The 18,110-nt window shown below is 56.4% G+C and carries 11 protein-coding genes; all 11 read left to right on the plus strand.

The window, feature by feature from the left end; all coding sequences use genetic code 11:
• Positions 1-642 precede the first annotated feature (642 nt).
• The 11 genes from bcsO to pdeH all read left to right on the plus strand — a co-directional run bounded on the left by bcsO (position 643) and on the right by pdeH (position 18,071).
• Complete coding sequence (bcsO, locus tag B880_RS0101900) at positions 643-1,224, plus strand: cellulose biosynthesis protein BcsO (RefSeq protein WP_017345695.1); 582 nt, start codon at positions 643-645, stop codon at positions 1,222-1,224.
• Positions 1,215-2,018 (plus strand): cellulose biosynthesis protein BcsQ, encoded by an 804-nt coding sequence (bcsQ, locus tag B880_RS0101905; protein WP_026042370.1) that lies wholly within the window; start codon positions 1,215-1,217, stop codon positions 2,016-2,018. Before bcsO ends, bcsQ begins: the two co-directional genes overlap by 10 nt.
• Positions 2,019-2,139: 121 nt before the next feature.
• Positions 2,140-4,233 (plus strand): UDP-forming cellulose synthase catalytic subunit, encoded by a 2,094-nt coding sequence (gene bcsA, locus B880_RS0101910; protein ID WP_017345697.1) that lies wholly within the window; start codon positions 2,140-2,142, stop codon positions 4,231-4,233.
• Positions 4,230-6,560 (plus strand): cellulose biosynthesis cyclic di-GMP-binding regulatory protein BcsB, encoded by a 2,331-nt coding sequence (bcsB, locus tag B880_RS0101915; RefSeq protein WP_017345698.1) that lies wholly within the window; start codon positions 4,230-4,232, stop codon positions 6,558-6,560. The genes bcsA and bcsB overlap by 4 nt, the downstream gene beginning before the upstream one ends.
• A 10-nt stretch (positions 6,561-6,570) precedes the next feature.
• A complete protein-coding gene (locus B880_RS0101920) occupies positions 6,571-10,368 on the plus strand; it encodes a cellulose biosynthesis protein BcsC (RefSeq protein ID WP_017345699.1) in 3,798 nt (1,265 codons plus the stop codon).
• Positions 10,368-10,775, plus strand: coding sequence for a cellulose biosynthesis protein BcsD (gene bcsD, locus B880_RS0101925; RefSeq protein WP_017345700.1), 408 nt, complete (start codon positions 10,368-10,370; stop codon positions 10,773-10,775). Before B880_RS0101920 ends, bcsD begins: the two co-directional genes overlap by 1 nt.
• A 9-nt stretch (positions 10,776-10,784) precedes the next feature.
• Positions 10,785-11,801, plus strand: a complete 1,017-nt coding sequence (locus B880_RS0101930) for a glycosyl hydrolase family 8 (protein WP_026042371.1) — start codon at positions 10,785-10,787, stop codon at positions 11,799-11,801.
• Positions 11,802-11,913: 112 nt separating this feature from the next.
• Positions 11,914-13,923 (plus strand): biofilm formation regulator HmsP, encoded by a 2,010-nt coding sequence (hmsP, locus tag B880_RS0101935; protein WP_026042372.1) that lies wholly within the window; start codon positions 11,914-11,916, stop codon positions 13,921-13,923.
• A gap of 219 nt (positions 13,924-14,142) precedes the next feature.
• Positions 14,143-15,417 (plus strand): dicarboxylate/amino acid:cation symporter, encoded by a 1,275-nt coding sequence (locus tag B880_RS0101940; protein ID WP_017345703.1) that lies wholly within the window; start codon positions 14,143-14,145, stop codon positions 15,415-15,417.
• A 236-nt stretch (positions 15,418-15,653) separates the two neighbouring features.
• Entirely contained in the window at positions 15,654-17,135 is a 1,482-nt protein-coding gene (locus B880_RS0101945) for a M16 family metallopeptidase (protein WP_026042373.1), read from the plus strand.
• Between the two features lie 162 nt (positions 17,136-17,297).
• Positions 17,298-18,071, plus strand: coding sequence for a cyclic-guanylate-specific phosphodiesterase (gene pdeH, locus B880_RS0101950; RefSeq protein WP_017345705.1), 774 nt, complete (start codon positions 17,298-17,300; stop codon positions 18,069-18,071).
• The last annotated feature ends 39 nt before the right edge of the window (positions 18,072-18,110 follow it).

An 18,110-nucleotide genomic window follows, 5' to 3' on the forward strand; every position in this document is an offset into this window, starting at 1 on the left:
AATCTCCTTATTCAGCCGCTGTTCCGTGCTTCTGCGGGCGGTCCCGGAAGCAAAACGCGGCAAACCTTCACAAAATCCGCCCGGGCTGTCAACCGCACCAAAAGTGAGAATTATCTTAAAATCCAGTGGGGTTGATGGCCGCTGTAATCAGGCCGCAGCGATTAATCCCGGAAAGGGAAAAATAGCGACGGGATATGTCGCAAACCCGAGGAAGGGGGTGGGATATGGCAGAAAATAAATACGTCAGGCGCGGTACGGGGGTTTTATGTTACTCGCGATGATTTGTGATCAAGGTCACTAAATAGAGTGTCCGCTGTTTTTCCTGTCGCGCGGATATATCAGCCAAAAAGCTTAATTCCCCACGCGGAATGTCACAACCGCAATCACCTTCCTGGCATAACAGAAAGGCTGCTGATGTATTCCAGCATAAAGAGAAAGGTAATACCGGCGGAGAATTGATAAGAGGAATTTCTCGCTATATTGCCGAACGCGACGATATCGCCAAAATCCGGCTTAATTTGAATCCTAATGATAAAACTGTTTTATGGAAATCGTTGAATTTATACCCAGAATTTTCTTACTTAGTGGGATCGATATGCTATATTCCACGAAAATTCCGACTCCTGTTACTGGGCCTGGGTTATGAACAACTATGACGATTTGCAGCGTTTTAAGGAGAAAACGCAAACTCTGGATATCGCCTTCAAGGATATGTCTGGGCAATCGCAGGAAGCAGAACAGGGCCAGTGGTCTTTGCTGCGGCAATTGACGCCAGCGGAACAGCAGGTTCCGTTTGCCGGACAGCGCATTGATGTGCCGCAACCACAGCCAATCAATATCGAAGCCTTCACGGTGGCCGCACAGCAGGCCAGCTCAGTGCCAGTCTCTTCTGCCCGAGGCAATCTGCTGGAGAGCCTGGCGGCGACACTGCCGTCGGAGAGTGCGCAGCAAGCCCCCGCAGCCGCTCGTTCACTGTTTCCACCACCGCAATCTGCCACACCGGCTCCGGTGGCTGCGCCTGTGCTCAGCGCCATGCCTTTAGCCGCTCCGGCCCAGCCGGTGCCTGTGGAAGCTCCGATTGCGGTGAGTGCGCCGCAACCCGCCATGACAACACCTAACACTGCGCGCGGTGCGTTGTTCCGTTCACGCGTCAGCGAGCCTGTAAGTTTGTCCAAAGAGACATTATTAAAACCGTTACTGGAGAAGATAGCGCTATGCCATTAGTTTGTGTGTGTTCGCCAAAAGGTGGGGTAGGGAAGACCACAGTGGCGGCCAATCTGGCCTGGAGCCTGGCCCGTGCGGGCAGCAAAGTACTGGCGATAGACTTCGACGTGCAGAACGCATTGCGTCTGCATTTCGGCGTGCCGCTCAGTGACGGGCGCGGCTTTGTCGCGCGTTCAGAAGAGCACAGTGACTGGAGCCAGTCGATCCTCACCACCGGCGGCAACATCTTTGTGCTGCCGTATGGTGATGTGACGGAAGAGCAGCGCGAGCGTTTTGAAGATCGCCTGGCCCGTGACCCACACTTCTTGCAGCGCGGCCTGGATACCGTATTACGCTATCCAGGACTGGTGATTATTGCCGACTTCCCGCCAGGGCCGGGTCCGGCCATTAAAGCCATCAGCGCGCTGGCAGATATGCATCTGGTCGTCATGCTAGCGGATACCGCTTCCGTCTCACTGCTGCCGCAAATCGAAAATAACCGCATGATCGGTCAGCCGCTGAATAATAAACACGGACACTATTTTGTCCTGAACCAAAGTGATAACCGTCGCAATATTAATCGTGATGTGACCGCCTTTATGCAACAGCGCCTGGGCGAGCAATTAGTTGGCGTGATTAATCGCGATGAAAGCGTCGGCGAAGCCAATGCGTCGCAGCAGTCCGTTTACGATTTTAGCCCGGCCTCCGCGGCCGCGTTTGATATTGAGCTGATCAGTAAGCGCATTGCCAGTTTATTAAACGTCACCGTGGGCAATGGCGAAGTTCAGGCACCTATTCGCACCAGCCACTATTAACTAACCACGAATCCGTCGGCTTTATAGCGAAGCACGACATATAAAACGTTACGCCTGCGTGACGAACAGCAGCCAGATTGATTCTGGCTGATCGGTTAACCGCGTTTTTTCAGGGTGAACTATGAATAAAATCGGGTTTTACTTGCTCCTGCTGGTGTTAGCACCCGTAGCGGCGGTAATCGTTATTACGCCGATGGATAGCCAGAAACAATATATTTTTGGCCTGATTAGCATTGCGATGATGTTTGCGATGAATTTCAGCAAAAGCCGCCAAATATCCGTGGTGATGGTGATGCTTTCGGCGCTGATGTCAACGCGCTACATCTGGTGGCGTACCACGGAAACGCTGCACTTCAATTCAGAAATTGAAGCCATTCTGGGTATTGCGCTCTATATTGCCGAACTGTATGTCTGGGTGATCCTCATCCTCGGCTTCTTGCAAACCACCTGGCCCCTGAAGCGCACCATCGAACCGCTGCCGGATGATGTCAGCCTGTGGCCCACGGTCGATGTGTATGTGCCCAGTTATAATGAAAGCCTGGATGTGGTGCGTGATACCGTGCTGGCGGCGCAATGTATTGACTACCCGCGAGACAAGCTAAAAATCTACCTGCTGGATGATGGCAAACGCAGCGAGTTTGCGGTGTTCGCGGCGGATGTGGGCGTGGGCTACATCACGCGAGATGATAACCGCCACGCGAAAGCTGGCAATCTTAACCACGCCATGAGCATCACCAAGGGTGAGCTGATCTGCGTGTTTGACTGCGACCACGTTGCCACCCGCACCTTCTTGCAGGCCACCGTCGGGCCGTTCCTGAAAGATCCGAAGCTGGCGCTGATGCAGACGCCGCACTACTTCTACTCTCCCGATCCGTTTGAACGTAACCTGCGCGCTGCGCGCAGCATTCCCAATGAAGGTGCCCTGTTCTATGGCCCGGTGCAGCAGGGGAATGATAACTGGAATGCTACCTTCTTCTGCGGCTCTTGTGCGGTGATTCGCCGTACGGCGCTGGAAGAAGTGGGCGGCTTTGCTACCGAAACCGTGACTGAAGATGCGCACACCGCACTGAAGATGCAGCGCCGTGGCTGGGGTTCAGCGTTTCTCGCGATTCCACTGGCGGCCGGTCTGGCGACTGAGCGTCTGGGCCTGCACGTGATCCAGCGTACCCGCTGGGCGCGAGGCATGACGCAGATTTTCCGCGTTGATAACCCGCTGCTAGGCCGCGGATTGACCTGGCAACAGCGTCTTTGTTACCTCAACGCCATGCTGCACTTCCAGTTTGGCCTGCCGCGCGTCATCTTCCTGGTGGCCCCGCTGGCTTACTTGCTGTTTAACCTCAACATTATTCACTCCTCGGCCTCGTTGATCTTCGCCTATGTGCTGCCGCACCTGGTGATGTCGGTAGGGGTTAACTCGCGGATGAATGGTCGTTTCCGTTACACCTTCTGGGGTGAAATCTACGAAACGGTGATGTGCTTCCACCTGGTGATCCCTACTTTCCTTACCATGCTGTCGCCGAAGCACGGCAAATTCAACGTGACCGATAAGGGCGGATTGCTCGATCAGGGCTTCTTTGATTTCCACATCGTGCGTCCACATGTGATTGTGGCGGTGTTGCTCACTATTGGCATCGTTGCCGGGGTAGTGCGTGCGGTGGCCCATGACTATTTTGGCGTCGATCCCTACGTGATTGCACTCAACGTCGGCTGGGCCTTGTTCAGCCTGATCATTCTGATGGCGGCGATTGCCGTTGCGCGTGAGACCAAACAGGTACGTAAAACCATCCGTATTGATGTGCAGATCCCGGCGATTATTCACTACGCCAGCGGCATCAGTTCACGCACGCAAACCTGCAACCTCTCCATGGGCGGCGCGCAGTTGGATGCGCCAGACAGCCGCCATTTGCAGGATGAAATCGAAGAGATCGATCTGTTGCTGCACTCCGGCACCATCACCATTCCGGTGAGTAAAATCTCCGCCGATGAGCAGACCATTCGCCTGAGTTTTAAAGCAATTCCCCTGGCGCGCCGCCGTGAGCTGGTGCGTGTGGTACTGGCCCGTGCGGATGCCTGGATCCAGCCGCAATACAAACAGGATAACCCGCTGGTTTCCTTAGGAACGCTGGTCCGTACCGTGTTCGAGCTGTTCTGGTTGACCTGGAAAGATCGCCGTACCAAACGCAAAAATGTGACCAAAGAGGATGGCGTGGCATGAAGAAAATGACCCGAACGCTGCTGGTCACTTCGCTGTCCGCAGCGCTGTTCCTCTCACCGGCGTGGGCGGATAGCCCGCCCGATCAGCAACTTGAGCAAGCCGCCGCATCGCTGCCGTGGCAGCCGGGCGCACAGCCAGAAGCGGATGTGCCGCCCCCGGTCACGCTAAATCAGCCGATCAGCAGTGAAATTACCGTGGGCCAGATGGGGCAGACCCAGGGCATTACGCTGGCCGGTAGCCAACTGCAATCCGGTATTGTTTTTACCCTGCCGGGTGATGAGGTGATCACCAATGCGCACCTGAGCCTGACGCTACGCGTCTCACCTGCATTGGCGGCGCACAATACCTCGCTGCAGCTGATGCTGAATGGTCAACCCTTAGGCACCTTGCCGCTGGGTTCCAGTGACAGCGATACCAACAGCTATCAGCTGGATATTCCTGCGGCGATGGTGGTGGCCAGCAATAACCTCAGCTTCAAAGTGAACGATGCCGATAAGCTGGTGTGCGAAAAAGACAGTGCGCAGTACCAGGTCACGATCCTGCCTTCCAGTACGTTGAGTATGGAAGGGCAGCAGTTGAATATCGGCACTGACCTGCGCAATTTCCCGCGCCCGTTCCTTGACCCGCAGCGAATGACAGCCGCCAGCGTCACCATCGGTTTTGGCGATAATCTGTCGCCGGATGCGGTGAGCGCTGCTGCGCTGGTGGCTTCCTGGCTGGGCATTCAGAGTGATTACCGGGGGATTCGTTTCCCGGTGGTGCAGGGACAGTTGCCCGAGAAAAACGGCATTTTGTTTGGGCATCCGGGGGAGAAAATTGGCAACCTGACCTTCCCGCAGCAGGAAGGGCCGGTGTTGCAGTTGGTGGATAACCCCAACAACCCGGTCTACAAACTGCTGCTGGTCAGTGGCCGAGATGACAGCCAGTTACGTCAGGCCGCTTATCGCCTGACCAGCCGTCCTATTGGCAGCGAAGGCAGCCAGTTGGCCGTGCAGCCACAGCCCATCGCTTTCCGTAAACCTTATGATGCGCCGCGTTGGATTAACACCAACCGTCCGGTGCGTCTGAGCGAGCTGCTGCGTAAAGATCAAAGCCTGACCAGTAACGGCATCTGGCATGAACCGCTGCGCGTTAACTTCCGCGCCGCGCCGGATCTGTTCCTGTGGGATGGCGACACCGTGCCGGTGAATCTGCACTATCGCTTCCCGACGGAAAACTGGATCGACGAAGACCACTCCTATCTCAACGTGATGCTTAACGGCACTTTCCTGCGCAACCTGACGGTGAATAAAGTCGGTCTGCTTGAGAGCGCATGGCATCGGCTGGGGGGGGATGCTCGCCAGGAGCGCTATGAGCTGAAGCTCGATCCGTACCTGATCTATGGCGACAACCAGTTAGGGCTCTATTTCAACATTAAACCGCGTGCGGATGCGCCGTGCGGTGTGTTGATGAACAACAACATTAAAAGCCGGATTGAGGATGACTCATGGATTGACCTGAGCCATACCCGTCACTTCAGCATGTTGCCGAACCTCTCCTATTTTGTCGGTGCGTCTTTCCCGTTCACGCGGCTGGCAGACTTCGGCCAGACCGTGCTGCTGCTGCCGGAGAAACCGACGCTGGCGGAGATCGGCACCGTGCTTGATCTGGCTGCGCGTGCCGGTAACTCCACCGGTGCCGCGTTGACGCAAAATCAGGTGCTGTTTGGCCTGCCGAAGGGGGGAACTAACCTCGCTCGCCTGCAACGCAGCGATGTGCTGGCAGTGAGCACCACCAGCAACAGCGCCTTTAACCAGGCGATGCTGCAATCGTCGCCGTTTGAAACCAGTGGTACCACACTGGGGGTAAAAGAGCCGGGCACGCTGGATCGCCTGCGCAGTTGGTTAACCGGCGACTGGTCGCGTCAGCAATTAGATGCCGATCGCTACTTCTCCTCTAATGAGGCGTGGCGCGGGTTTATCAGCTATCGCTCCCCGTGGAACCCGGATCGCCTGGTGGTGATGACGGTGGCAACCAGTGACGAGCAGCTACAGCGGTTGCACAGCGACTTAAGCTCTGCACGCATTAATGCCGGTATTCGTGGCGATGCCGCAGTGATCACCGATGAAAATGGCATTCGCAGCTTCCGCGTGGGGCCACAGTTCCCGAGCGGTGAACTGCCGTGGTACATGCTGGTGGTGTGGTATGCCAACCAGCATTCCGTGCTGTTGGCGCTGGCGGCATTGATCGTCTCCGCACTGGTCGGTGGTAGTACTTTCGCCCTGTTACGTCGCCATGCACGGCGTCGTTTGCACGGCAATGATGATAGCAACAGCGGCAGGAAGTAAGGGTAACACCATGAAAAAAAGACAATTAAGTGCCGGCATTCGTCATGCTCTGCTGCTGGGAGGAGCGCTGGCGTTTACCCAACCGCTATGGGCAGCGGAGAGCAACAATCCTGCGTTGCAGGCGCTGTTCGATCAGGCGGCGTACTGGCACCAGAAAGCCCATGACGATCTGGCGAAAGCCGCGCTGCAAAAAGTGTTAATGGTGGATGCCAATAACGTCCAGGCGCTCTACCTGCTGGCGCTCTACTCGGCGCAGGGCGGAGATAACGTCGCCGCGACGCAGTGGCGCACGCGTTTAGCCGGGGTTTCACCTGGTGACCCGCGTTTAACCGATCTGGATAACGCGCGTCAGCTACAAACCATTCCCCAGGCGCAGTTGGCGCTGGCGCGCCAGCAAGCCCGTAGCGGGAATACCGCCGCTGCACTGCAAAGCTGGCGCAATACCTTTAGCGGCAATACGCCTCCGCCGAGTGTGGCGGCTGAATATTATCTGACGATGGCGGGCGATCGCACCCTGCTACCGCAGGCGGTGGAAGCCCTGCGTCAGTTCTCGGCGCAAAATCCGCAGGACAGCAACGCACGTCTGGCGCTGGGCAAAGCTCTGACCTACCAGGAGTCGACCCGCCGTGAAGGTATTGAGCTACTGGCGGGTATGGCAGATGGCAGCCCGGATGCTGACCGTTCGCTGCGCCAGGCGCTGCTGTGGCTGGGGCCGCAATCTTCTGACGCGGCGCTGTATCAAAACTTCCAGCAGCGTCACCCGGAAGACAGCGCGGTGATGGACTATTACCGTAAAAACGTGGGTGGGGCGGAAAAAGGCGCGGGATTTAACGCGCTGAACAGCGGCAACACCCGCGCGGCGGAAAGCAACTTTGAGAACGTGCTCCAGGCTAACCCGCAGGATGCCGATGCGCTGGCCGGTCTGGGCTATGTCGCTCAGCGCGATGGCCGCTATGCGGAAGCCGCAGACTACCTGCAACGTGCCGCGCAGTTGGGCGGCGCTTCCGGGCCAGAAAGACAAAAACAGGCGGATGATGCGCGCTTCTATGGCCAGCTTGCCAGCGCGCAGCAGGCGCTGAAAAGCGGGAACACCGCGCAGGCGCTGGCGCTGAGTGAGCCACTGACTAAGGCAGAAGGCGAGCAGGGCGTGGCGGCACAGCTGTTCCGCGCCGATGCGTTGCGTCGTAGCAATCAGCTCGATCAGGCCGAGCAAACCTATCGCACGCTGCTGCAAAATAATCCGGATAACCGCAGCGCCAAAGAGGGGCTGTTCTACGTGCTGCGCCAGCAAAATCGTGGCGCGGAAGCGAATACTTTACTCTCCTCGCTGCCGGAAAGCGTGCGCCAAAGCATGGCCCCGCGTGGCGATAGCAGCGACCCGATTCGCGCTAACGCGAAGCGCCAACTGGCGGCAGGCAATAGCGCTGCCGCAATCGCCACCTTGCAACAGGGGCTACAGCGCTACCCTAATGATGGCTGGATGCGCCTCGATCTGGCACGTATCTACCGCGCCCAGGGCAATACCGACCTCGCCGCCAACGTAATGGCGCCAGCGATGCGTCAGGGTGCCAGTAGCAATGAGCTGTATGCAGGCGCGCTGAACGCCAGCGAGAGCGGCGCATGGCAGCAGGCCAGCATGCTGTTGTCGCGCATCCCGCCGCGCGCGCGCAGTAACGATATGCGCCAGTTAGCGCAACGGGTTAACTTCAACCTGCAAATGGCGACCGCCGATCAGTATCTGGCTCAGGGGTCCAACGCGGCAGCAGCCAACACCTTGCGCGCACTGGCACAAACGCCGCCAACCAATCCGGCCGATGCCAGGAACCTGGCACAAAAACTGGCTCAGGCAGGGGATCTCACCAGCGCCGTGGCCGTGGTTCGCGGCAATATGCAGCGTGGCGTGCAGGGCAATGCCGGGGATTATGCCGCGCAGGTGGCAGTGCTTAATCAGGCGGGGTTGACCAGTGAAGCGCAGAATTTCCTCAGCAATCCTGAGTTGCAGGCGCGCAGCACCTCGACGCAGCTGGCGGGGATTCGTAATGGCTACCTGATCAATGAAGTTGATACGCTGCGTGAGCAGAAACAGTACGCCGCCGCCTATGACAAACTGATTGGCGCACTGCAACACGATCCGCAAAACCGCGATCTGATTTTTGCCATGGCGCGGTTGTATCAGTCCGGCAAGATGAACAAGGAAGCTGGGGTGGTTTACAACTACCTGATGACGCAGGACACCCCCACTCAGGATGCACGCGTGGGCGCAATCAACGTTGCGCTGGCGGGCGGCAATGTTGAAGGGGCCAATAGCCTGGCGCGTGACCTGCACAATGACAATTCGCCGGATCGCCTGCTGCTGCTGGCGCGTGTTGCCGAGGCCAATGGCGAACATGCGCAGGCTATGGGCTATCTGCGCACGGCACGCGGCCGTTTAATTGGCCTGCAAGGTGCGCAGACCGGTTCGGTGCCCACCGTCGGCGGCATGACGCTGGCGGATAATCCATTTATTAACCGCAGCACCTCACCCGTGGGGCGTACGCCATCGGCTTATGGTGCAGTGATGCCGTGGCAGCAGCCGCCTTCTGGTCAAAACACGCCCGATGCTGTAGCCAGCAATACACCGGTTTCACAGCAGAGCCAGACCCTGCATCAGATCGACACCATGATGGACGATCTGCGTGATAAAACCGGCACCTGGGTGCAGGGCGAAATGCAGATTCGTGGGCGTGATGGTGAGTCCGGTTTGAGCAAGCTGACGGAAGCGAAAGCGCCACTCACCTTCTCTACCGTGCCGTTTAAAGATGCGCGCTTCTCCTTCACCATGACGCCGGTTTCCCTCACCGCAGGCAGTGCCGCAGGCGATGCATGGCGTCGTTTTGGCACCAACGCGCTGGAACAGGGCAAGGTGGTGGCCGCGGGTGACGCCAAAATTGATGATGTTCCCAGCTCTTCAACCGATTCGCAGTCCGCTTCTGGCGTAGAACTGAACCTTGCGTTGCAGGGCGACAGCTACAAAATCGACCTCGGCAGCACCCCGCTGGGCCAGGATCTCTCTACGCTGGTAGGAGGAATTCAGTGGTCGCCGAAGCTGACTGACTTCCTGACGCTGATCCTCACCGGCGAGCGCCGTGCGGTGACTGACAGCCTGCTCTCCTATGTCGGTACCGAAGATAAAACCACCGGTAAGAAGTGGGGGCGCGTCACTAAAAACGGCGGTAATGCGCTGTTGAGCTATGACAACGGGGATGCCGGTTTCTATGTTGGCGGGGGCGCTTATAGCTACATCGGTGAAAACGTCGCCAGCAACAACGAGATTCAGGGGCTGGCAGGCGCTTACGTGCGTCCGTTCCATGACGACGATCGTGAGCTGAAGGTGGGGATGAGCCTCTCCTGGATGGACTACTCGAAAAACCTCAGCTACTTCAGCTACGGTCAGGGTGGCTACTTCAGCCCGCAAAACTATGCTTCCGTCTCCTTCCCGGTGGATTTCACGCGTAAGTTTGACGACTTGCAGGTGAACATTGGCGGTTCGGTGGGCTATCAGTCTTACAGCCAGGATCGCAGTGCCTACTTCCCGAACGATCCTTCGTTGCAGTCGCAGATGGCGACACTGGCAGCGGCGGGTGACGTGAAAAGTGCTTATTACACCGGCGACAGTAAAAGCGGCATTGGCTACAACCTGCACGCCGGGGCAGATTATAAAATTAACCGCGATTTAAGCATCGGGGGTCAGTTAGGTTACGACACCTTCGGTGACTACAACGAGAGCACAGCACATCTGTGGTTCCGCTATATGTTCGGAGACAATTAATGAGTGAACAACCGGGCTGGTTTGACCTGGTCAGCGTGATGATTGATGGCATGATTGCCAATGCTGGCGAGCAGGAAGCGGGTGATTTCCTGCGTGAAATGGGCGTAACGCTGGCCGCGCGCTATCCTTTGCCGGAGGCGCGCACGGTGCAGGATCTCGAACGCGAGATTAACCTGCTGCTGGCGCGTTTTGGCTGGGGCTTTGCCCAGCTTCAGCCGCAAAGCAATGCGTTGCTGCTGCAGCATCACGCGCTGCCTGCGGGTGGAACAGAGCAGTGGCGTAATGCCATGGCCGCTGTGCTTGCTGGCCTGTATGCGGGCTGGTTACAGGCGCAGGGAGGAAGCGCGGCAGTACCGCTGATGCTGGAACTGAATGACGGCAGTACGCTGCATTTTCGTTATCAATAGGATGTCTGAATGAGACTAAAGCCGTGGTGGCTCCGCGTGGTGTTATGTTGCGTGGTGTGGGTAGTGAGTGCGCAAGCGATGGCCGATGGCTGGAGCAGTTACAAAAGCCGTTTTCTTACCCCGGACGGGCGGATTATCGATACCGCTAACAACAACGTCAGCCACACGGAAGGGCAGGGCTACGGAATGCTGCTGGCGGTTGCGTACAACGATCGCGCCACTTTTCAGCAGCTCTGGACGTGGACCCGCACTCATCTGCGTAATCCACAGAATGACCTGTTCTACTGGCGCTACACCCCTAACGTCACCAATCCGGTGGCGGATAAGAATGATGCCAGCGATGGCGATGTGTTGATCGCCTGGGCATTGCAGCGGGCAGCGCAAAAGTGGCAGGTAAGCGACTATCAGCAGGCTTCCGATCAGATCCAAAAGGCGATTGTGAAGCAGACGGTGATTGAGTTTGCTGGGCGCACGGTGATGCTGCCAGCGGCGCAGGGGTTTAATAAAACCAGCTATATTGTGCTCAACCCGTCCTATTTCCTGTTTGCCGCCTGGGAGGATTTTGCCCGGCACAGCCATTTGCAGGTGTGGACCCGGCTGATTGATGACGGGATGAGCCTGCTGGATGCGATGCATTTTGGCAACACCGCGCTTCCGCTGGACTGGGTAGCCTTGAACGCCGATGGTTCGGTGGCCCCGGCGCTGGGCTATCCACCGCGCTTTAGCTACGATGCGATTCGCATTCCGCTTAATGTCTGGTGGTACGATCCGCAAAGCCTGCGACTGGTGCCGTTCCAGCAGGTGTGGCAGCGTTATGGCCGCCTCAGCACGCCCGCCTGGTTTGATGTGTTAGCCAATACGTCAGCCCCGTACAATATGGATGGCGGTTTGCTGGCCATACGCGACCTGACGCTGAATGCCAGCGATAACCTCGGTGATACCCTGTCCGCAAACCAAAACTACTTTTCTGCCAGCCTGCAACTGTTGGTTTATCTGGCCCGACAGGCACATGCGTCTGATTCTTAATCTGCACTGCCCGGCATTTTGGCCGGGCAAAGTCGGTAAAAAAAACGGTTTCAGGGATATACTTAGCAAGACTTTTCCTGTCTGATAGCTGACCCGGAAGCTGGAGAATATTTTGCGTGTAAGTCGCTCCTTAACGATAAAGCAGATGGCGGTGGTTTCCGCTATTGCGCTGATCACCATCTCAATTTTTATCGTCGTACAGCTCTTTCATTTTGTGCAGCAGCGCAGGATTGATTACGCTCAGCAGATGGAAAATATCGCCCATACGGTACGTCAGCCACTGTCTGAAGCAGTCTTAAAGGCGGATATTCCCCAGGCCGAACATATTCTTAACTCCCTTAAGCCCGCAGGCATTCTTTCGCGCGCTGATGTGGTGCTACCCACGGCTTTCCAGGCGCTGCACGCTGATTTTTCACCGGAAAAACCGGTGCCACAGCTGGTCTCCCGCCTGTTTGAACTGCCGGTGCAAATTACGCTGCCGCTTTACTCCGTGGAACATACCGGCTTGCCGAAACCGCTGGCCTATCTGGTGCTACAGGCGGATTCCACCCGGGTCTATCAGTTTATCCTGAGCACGCTCTCCACCATGATCACCACCTATCTGCTCCTGGCACTGGTGCTGTCGGTGGCGATCAGCTGGTGCATCAATCGGCTGATGGTGCATCCGCTGCGGGACATCGCCAGAGAGTTGCAGGAGTTGCCTCCGCAGGCGATTCTGGCGCACAAGCTGACGCTGCCGCCAGGACACCGTGACGATGAGCTGGGCATGTTGATTCGCAGCTATAACCGCAATCAGCAAGTGGTGGAATCGGTCCATGACGAGATGAGCCGCCTGACCACCCACTACCCGGTGACCGACTTGCCCAACCGGGCGCTGTTCCTGGCACTGCTCGATCAGTATCACCAGCAAAGCCGTCGTGACTTTGGCTTGATGGTGATTCGCATTGAAACGCTGCTGGAAGCCAATGGCGTGGTGAGCAACGACCAGCGCGAGACGTTAACGCTGACGCTGGCGGAAAAAATTCGTTCGCAGCTCGACGGACACACGCTGTTGGCGCAAACCAGCCCCAGTGATTTCGTTCTGCTGATGAAACGCGCGAATACCCCGTTCCGCGCCATGCGTCTGGCAAGAAGCCTGATGATTCGCCTGAATCAGCCCGTAGCGTTGCAGCAATTGCAGCTGCGGCCAAACGTCAGTATCGGCTTAGGGTTAAACAATGGGCCTGATTTGGCCGCCAGCGAACTCTTACGGCGTGCCACTTCCGCCATGATGTCTGCCCGTCATCAGGGTAAAAATCAGGTGCTGTTCTTCGATCCGGCATTAACGGAGAAAGCTCAGAAGCGGCTGACCCAGGAGCACGATATTTTACAGGGTCTGCATGACGACCACTTCCGGCTCTACCTCCAGCCACAGATTGATATGCGCACGGGCGAGCTGGTAGGCGCTGAAGCCTTACTGCGCATGCGTCAGCCCGATGGCAGCTATGGCCTGTCAGAAGAGTTTATTGCCAGCGCCGAAGAGATCGGGGTGATCTCCGCCATTGGGCGCTGGGTGTTTGAAGAGTCCTGCCGGATTCTGGCGGGGTGGCAGAAGCAGGGCATTACGCTGCCACTCAGCGTCAACATCTCGGCGGTGCAGCTCCGTGACAACAGCATGGTGGCGCATCTACAAGGATTATTACAACAGCACCGTATTCAGCCGGGCAGTTTTGTGCTGGAAGTGACAGAAACCGCCAAAATTGGTGATACCGCTCAGGCGCTCTCGCTGCTGCGCAGCCTGCAACAGTCAGGTGTGATGGTCGCGTTGGACGATTTTGGTATCGGCTACTCAAACCTTAATTATCTGCAACACTTTAAGTCTCTGCCGGTCGACAAACTTAAGATGGATCGAAGTTTCGTTGCCGAGCTTCCCGAGGATGACACCATGCTGAAGGTGGTGGTCGCGATTGCTGAAATCCTTCAGCTTGAGATCATTGCCGAAGGTGTGGAGACCCACGAACAGCGTGACTGGCTTCTGGCACGCGGGGTGCGCGTGGCGCAGGGGTATCTCTATTCTGAGGCACTACCGCTGGATCGCTTCAATCCCGAATGGCTGGATAACCGTTTCCGCCCTAAAAAGTAACCTTAGTTACTGATTAGCCTAGATAAATTTGTAAATAATGCTTGTGCTGAAGCGAGTCAGCTCATACTCTGGTCTTTCCCTCTCACTAAGTGGGTGTAACCAGGTATTAATTTTATCTGATAAGTGCTATGACTTGGTTACCAATAATATCCTGGATATTCGGTGCCACCTGATATGCGTGCCCGATGTTCATCTTTTTTCTGACGTGGGCGTCGTGATATGAAAAGTTCGTTGTTTAAAAGTCTCTATTTTCAGGTGATCGTCGCCATCCTTATCGGTGTACTGCTCGGCCATTACTACCCCGATCTCGCTACTCAAATGAAACCGCTGGGCGATGGCTTCGTCAAACTGATTAAAATGATCATAGCCCCGGTAATTTTCTGTACGGTGGTTACCGGTATTGCTGGCATGGAGAGCATGAAGGCGGTGGGCCGCACCGGAGCGGTGGCGCTGCTCTACTTTGAAGTGGTCAGTACCATTGCGCTGATCATTGGTCTGGTGGTGGTAAACGTTCTGCAGCCAGGTGCAGGCATGAACGTAGACCCGGCAACGCTGGATGCCAAAGCGGTCGCTATGTACGCTCAGCAGGCAGAGCAGCAGGGTGTGGTTGCCTTCCTGTTGGATGTGATCCCGAACAGCGTCATCGGTGCTTTTGCCAGCGGTAACATCCTGCAAGTGCTGCTGTTTGCTGTGCTGTTTGGTTTCTCACTGCACCGTATCGGCAATGCTGGCACCATCATGTTTAACGTGATTGAGAGTTTTTCTCGCGTTATTTTCGGCATCATCAACATGGTTATGCGCCTTGCGCCACTGGGTGCATTCGGTGCGATGGCGTTCACCATTGGTAAATATGGCGTAGGTTCTCTGGTCCAGCTCGGCCAGCTGATCGTCTGCTTCTATATTACCTGTGTGCTGTTCGTGGTGGTGGTGCTGGGGCTGATTGCCCGTGTTGCTGGCTTCAATATCTTCCGCTTTATTGCCTACATTAAAGAAGAGTTATTGATTGTATTAGGCACCTCCTCTTCGGAGTCAGCGTTGCCACGTATGCTGGATAAGATGGAGCGTCTGGGCTGTAAGAAATCGGTGGTGGGGTTAGTTATCCCAACCGGTTACTCCTTTAACCTCGATGGCACCTCCATCTACCTGACGATGGCGGCGGTGTTTATTGCACAGGCGACCAACGCCCACATGGACATCATGCATCAGATTACCCTGCTGGTGGTGTTGCTGCTCTCCTCAAAAGGCGCAGCCGGGGTAACCGGAAGTGGCTTTATCGTGCTGGCAGCCACGCTTTCTGCGGTTGGGCATTTACCGGTCGCGGGTCTGGCGCTGATTCTGGGTATCGATCGCTTTATGTCAGAAGCGCGTGCCTTGACCAACCTGGTGGGTAACGGCGTTGCGACCGTTGTGGTAGCAAAATGGGTCGGTCAGTTGGATGAAAAGCAGCTGAACGACACGCTGACCCATAAAAATAAGCAAAACTCTTTGTCATAAACGAAAAATTAATCGATAAAACCCATTAATTGCCGTGAAATGCCCGCTGTCACTTGCCCTGACAGCGGGCATTTGCATAATAAACCCCTCGATTTTTTTTGATGTTTTTTCACTTTGTTGCGTGACATCCTGGCCGCGCTGTGGTCAAAGACTCTGTGACTAGCTGCGTTTATGGCTGGCAGCGGAGGATACGTGCCAGTGATGACAACTTTTTATTGCTTTGAGTAGGGGTTCACATGCAGGGCACCAGAATGCGGCTTTTGGTTGGTGGGGTAGTGCTGGCTGTAACCAGCTTTGGTCTTCAGGCAGAAACGCTCCAACCCGATCCCGCGTGGCAGCAAGGGAAACTGGAAAACGGCCTCAACTGGCAGTTACTGACAACGCCGCAACGTCCTAGCGATCGTGTCGAAGTGCGCATGGTGGTGAATACCGGCTCGCTGATGGAAAGTTCCCAGCAAACCGGCTTTAGCCATTTGATAAGCCGCATGGCGATGGTGCATAACGGCGCGCTCGATCCTAACGAGCAGCGCGCACTCTGGCAGCAGGCGATGAATCCGGTGCGGGCACTGCCCCCGGTCATCACCTCTTATGATTACACACAGTACAACCTCAGCCTGCCCAATAACCGCCCAGAGTTACTCAAGGAAGCCTTGAAGTGGCTGGCCGCGACCGCAGGTGGCATGACCATCAATGACCAGGTAGTCAATACGGCCCTCAGCGCTTCAGACGCTACCGTGACCTCGCCTGCCAATACCCAGGATATCTGGTGGCGCTATCGCCTGAAAGGCTCGGCGCTATTAGCCCATGACCCGGCGACGGCACCGCGCGCGCCGGTCGATTTAACCCAGCTGACGCAGTTCTACCAGCAGTGGTACACCCCAGACGCGATCACGCTTTACGTGGTGGGAAATGTGGATAACCGCAGCCTGGCGGAGCAAATCACCAAGGTGTTCTCTCCGCTCCAGGGCAAACGGACGACACCATCGCCAATGCCGACGCTGTCCCCGCTGCCACAACAGCCGGTGAACCTGGTGGCTGATACCCGCGCACAGGATCGTCTGGCCATTGTGTGGGATGCCGCCTGGCAGCCGATTCGCGATTCGCAAAACCTGCAACACTACTGGCAGGGCGATTTAGCGCGTGAAGCGCTGTTCTGGCACCTGCAACGTGCCCTGGGCGATAGCAAAGCGCAGGGTGCGCAGCTCGGGTTTGATTGCCGAGTGTTATACCAGCGTGCGCAGTGTGCGATTAATCTGGACAGCCGCAATGATGTGCTGGAACACAACCTGAAGCTGGTGGCAGATGAGCTGGCGCATGTGCGTGACAATGGCCTGCCACAGGATGAGTTTGATGCGCTGATGGCGCAAAAACTGCTGGAACTGAACAAGCTGTTTGCCACCTACGCCCGCACGGATACCGATATTCTGGTCGGTCAACGCTTACGCTCGCAGCAAAATGGCGTGGTGGATATTGCGCCTGAGCAGTATCAAAAGCTGCGCCAGGCGTTCCTGGCTAGCCTGACGCGTGACCAACTGAATCAGGAACTGCATCAGCAGTTGACCCAACCCTTGACGCTGATCCTGACTCAGCCACAGGGTGAAGCTGAAATCAACGTGCAGCTGCTTCAGGCTGACTGGAACAAGGTCATGGCACCCCCTGTCGTGGCAGAGAGCAGCAGCGATGCCCCCACGGCTGCACCCGCCGCCGCCGTTAACTGATCTCCCCCCTGCGCGATGCACTCAGCATCGCGCGTTATCGTCTGCTATCAATGACCCGGTTCTGTCTTGCTGACAAAACCGGTCATAAAGTTATCTGTAAAAACGCCGATACCTTCCGCTGGACCGCCGATTCAGGCTCTCGCCACTAACCAGGAAAAGACCATGGTGATGAAGGATTTTAGTCTCCGGCAACCCTCGTCAAATGACGATATACCACCGCAGGGCAGCGCGCGTTACTGGCAGCAATGTCAGCGGCTCTATACTTTCCAGCCGATATATCAGGTCTCTGGCAAGCTGTTAGCCATTGAGCTATTAACGGCAGTGACCCATCCTGCCGCACCGGAGCAGCGCCTCTCTCCGGAGCACTATTTTGGCGCTTTAGAGATTGGCCAGCGGCTCGATGTCGTGTTTGATCAGCTGTCACAACTGGCGCAGTGGGGCGCTTTCTTCCGTGGCGGCGAGGTGGTGGCATCGGTCAACATTGACGGGCCAACCCTGATGGCGATTCAGGGGCATACGGCTATCCGTCGTCTGATTGCCCGCCTACCGTGGGTACGTTTCGAATTGACCGAGCACCATGTGTTGCCGCAGGAAGAGATGGTGGCGCAGATGCCGGAACTCGGCCCGCTGTGGCTGGATGACTTTGGCTCAGGCATGGCGAACTTCTCCGCCCTGACGGAGCTGAAATATGACTACATCAAGCTGTCACGGGAGCTTTTCATCCTGCTGCGCAAGACCGAAGAGGGGCGTAATCTGTTTTCCATGCTACTGGCGCTGATCAACCGTTATTGCAATGGCGTGATTGTTGAAGGGGTCGAAACGGAAGAAGAGTGGCAGATGGTACGTGCTTCACCCGCGATGGCGGCACAGGGCTATTACTTCTCACGACCGGTGCCTTTCTCGGAGTTAACCCGGCTCGCGATGCAGCTCCCCTGACCATTGCCGCTCACTCGTCTATCTTTAAACAGACAGAAC

The organism is Pantoea sp. A4 (assembly GCF_000295955.2).
In the GTDB taxonomy this organism is placed as follows: domain Bacteria; phylum Pseudomonadota; class Gammaproteobacteria; order Enterobacterales; family Enterobacteriaceae; genus Pantoea; species Pantoea multigeneris.

What these genes read in the sequence shown, in the direction of transcription:
- B880_RS0101930 (WP_026042371.1), top strand. Translation starts at nt 10,785, where the DNA reads ATGAGACTAAAGCCGTGGTGGCTCCGCGTGGTGTTATGTTGCGTGGTG.
- bcsQ (WP_026042370.1), top strand. Translation starts at nt 1,215, where the DNA reads ATGCCATTAGTTTGTGTGTGTTCGCCAAAAGGTGGGGTAGGGAAGACC.
- bcsD (WP_017345700.1), top strand. Translation starts at nt 10,368, where the DNA reads ATGAGTGAACAACCGGGCTGGTTTGACCTGGTCAGCGTGATGATTGAT.
- bcsA (WP_017345697.1), top strand. Translation starts at nt 2,140, where the DNA reads ATGAATAAAATCGGGTTTTACTTGCTCCTGCTGGTGTTAGCACCCGTA.
- B880_RS0101940 (WP_017345703.1), top strand. Translation starts at nt 14,143, where the DNA reads ATGAAAAGTTCGTTGTTTAAAAGTCTCTATTTTCAGGTGATCGTCGCC.
- B880_RS0101920 (WP_017345699.1), top strand. Translation starts at nt 6,571, where the DNA reads ATGAAAAAAAGACAATTAAGTGCCGGCATTCGTCATGCTCTGCTGCTG.
- bcsB (WP_017345698.1), top strand. Translation starts at nt 4,230, where the DNA reads ATGAAGAAAATGACCCGAACGCTGCTGGTCACTTCGCTGTCCGCAGCG.
- pdeH (WP_017345705.1), top strand. Translation starts at nt 17,298, where the DNA reads ATGGTGATGAAGGATTTTAGTCTCCGGCAACCCTCGTCAAATGACGAT.
- bcsO (WP_017345695.1), top strand. Translation starts at nt 643, where the DNA reads ATGAACAACTATGACGATTTGCAGCGTTTTAAGGAGAAAACGCAAACT.
- B880_RS0101945 (WP_026042373.1), top strand. Translation starts at nt 15,654, where the DNA reads ATGCAGGGCACCAGAATGCGGCTTTTGGTTGGTGGGGTAGTGCTGGCT.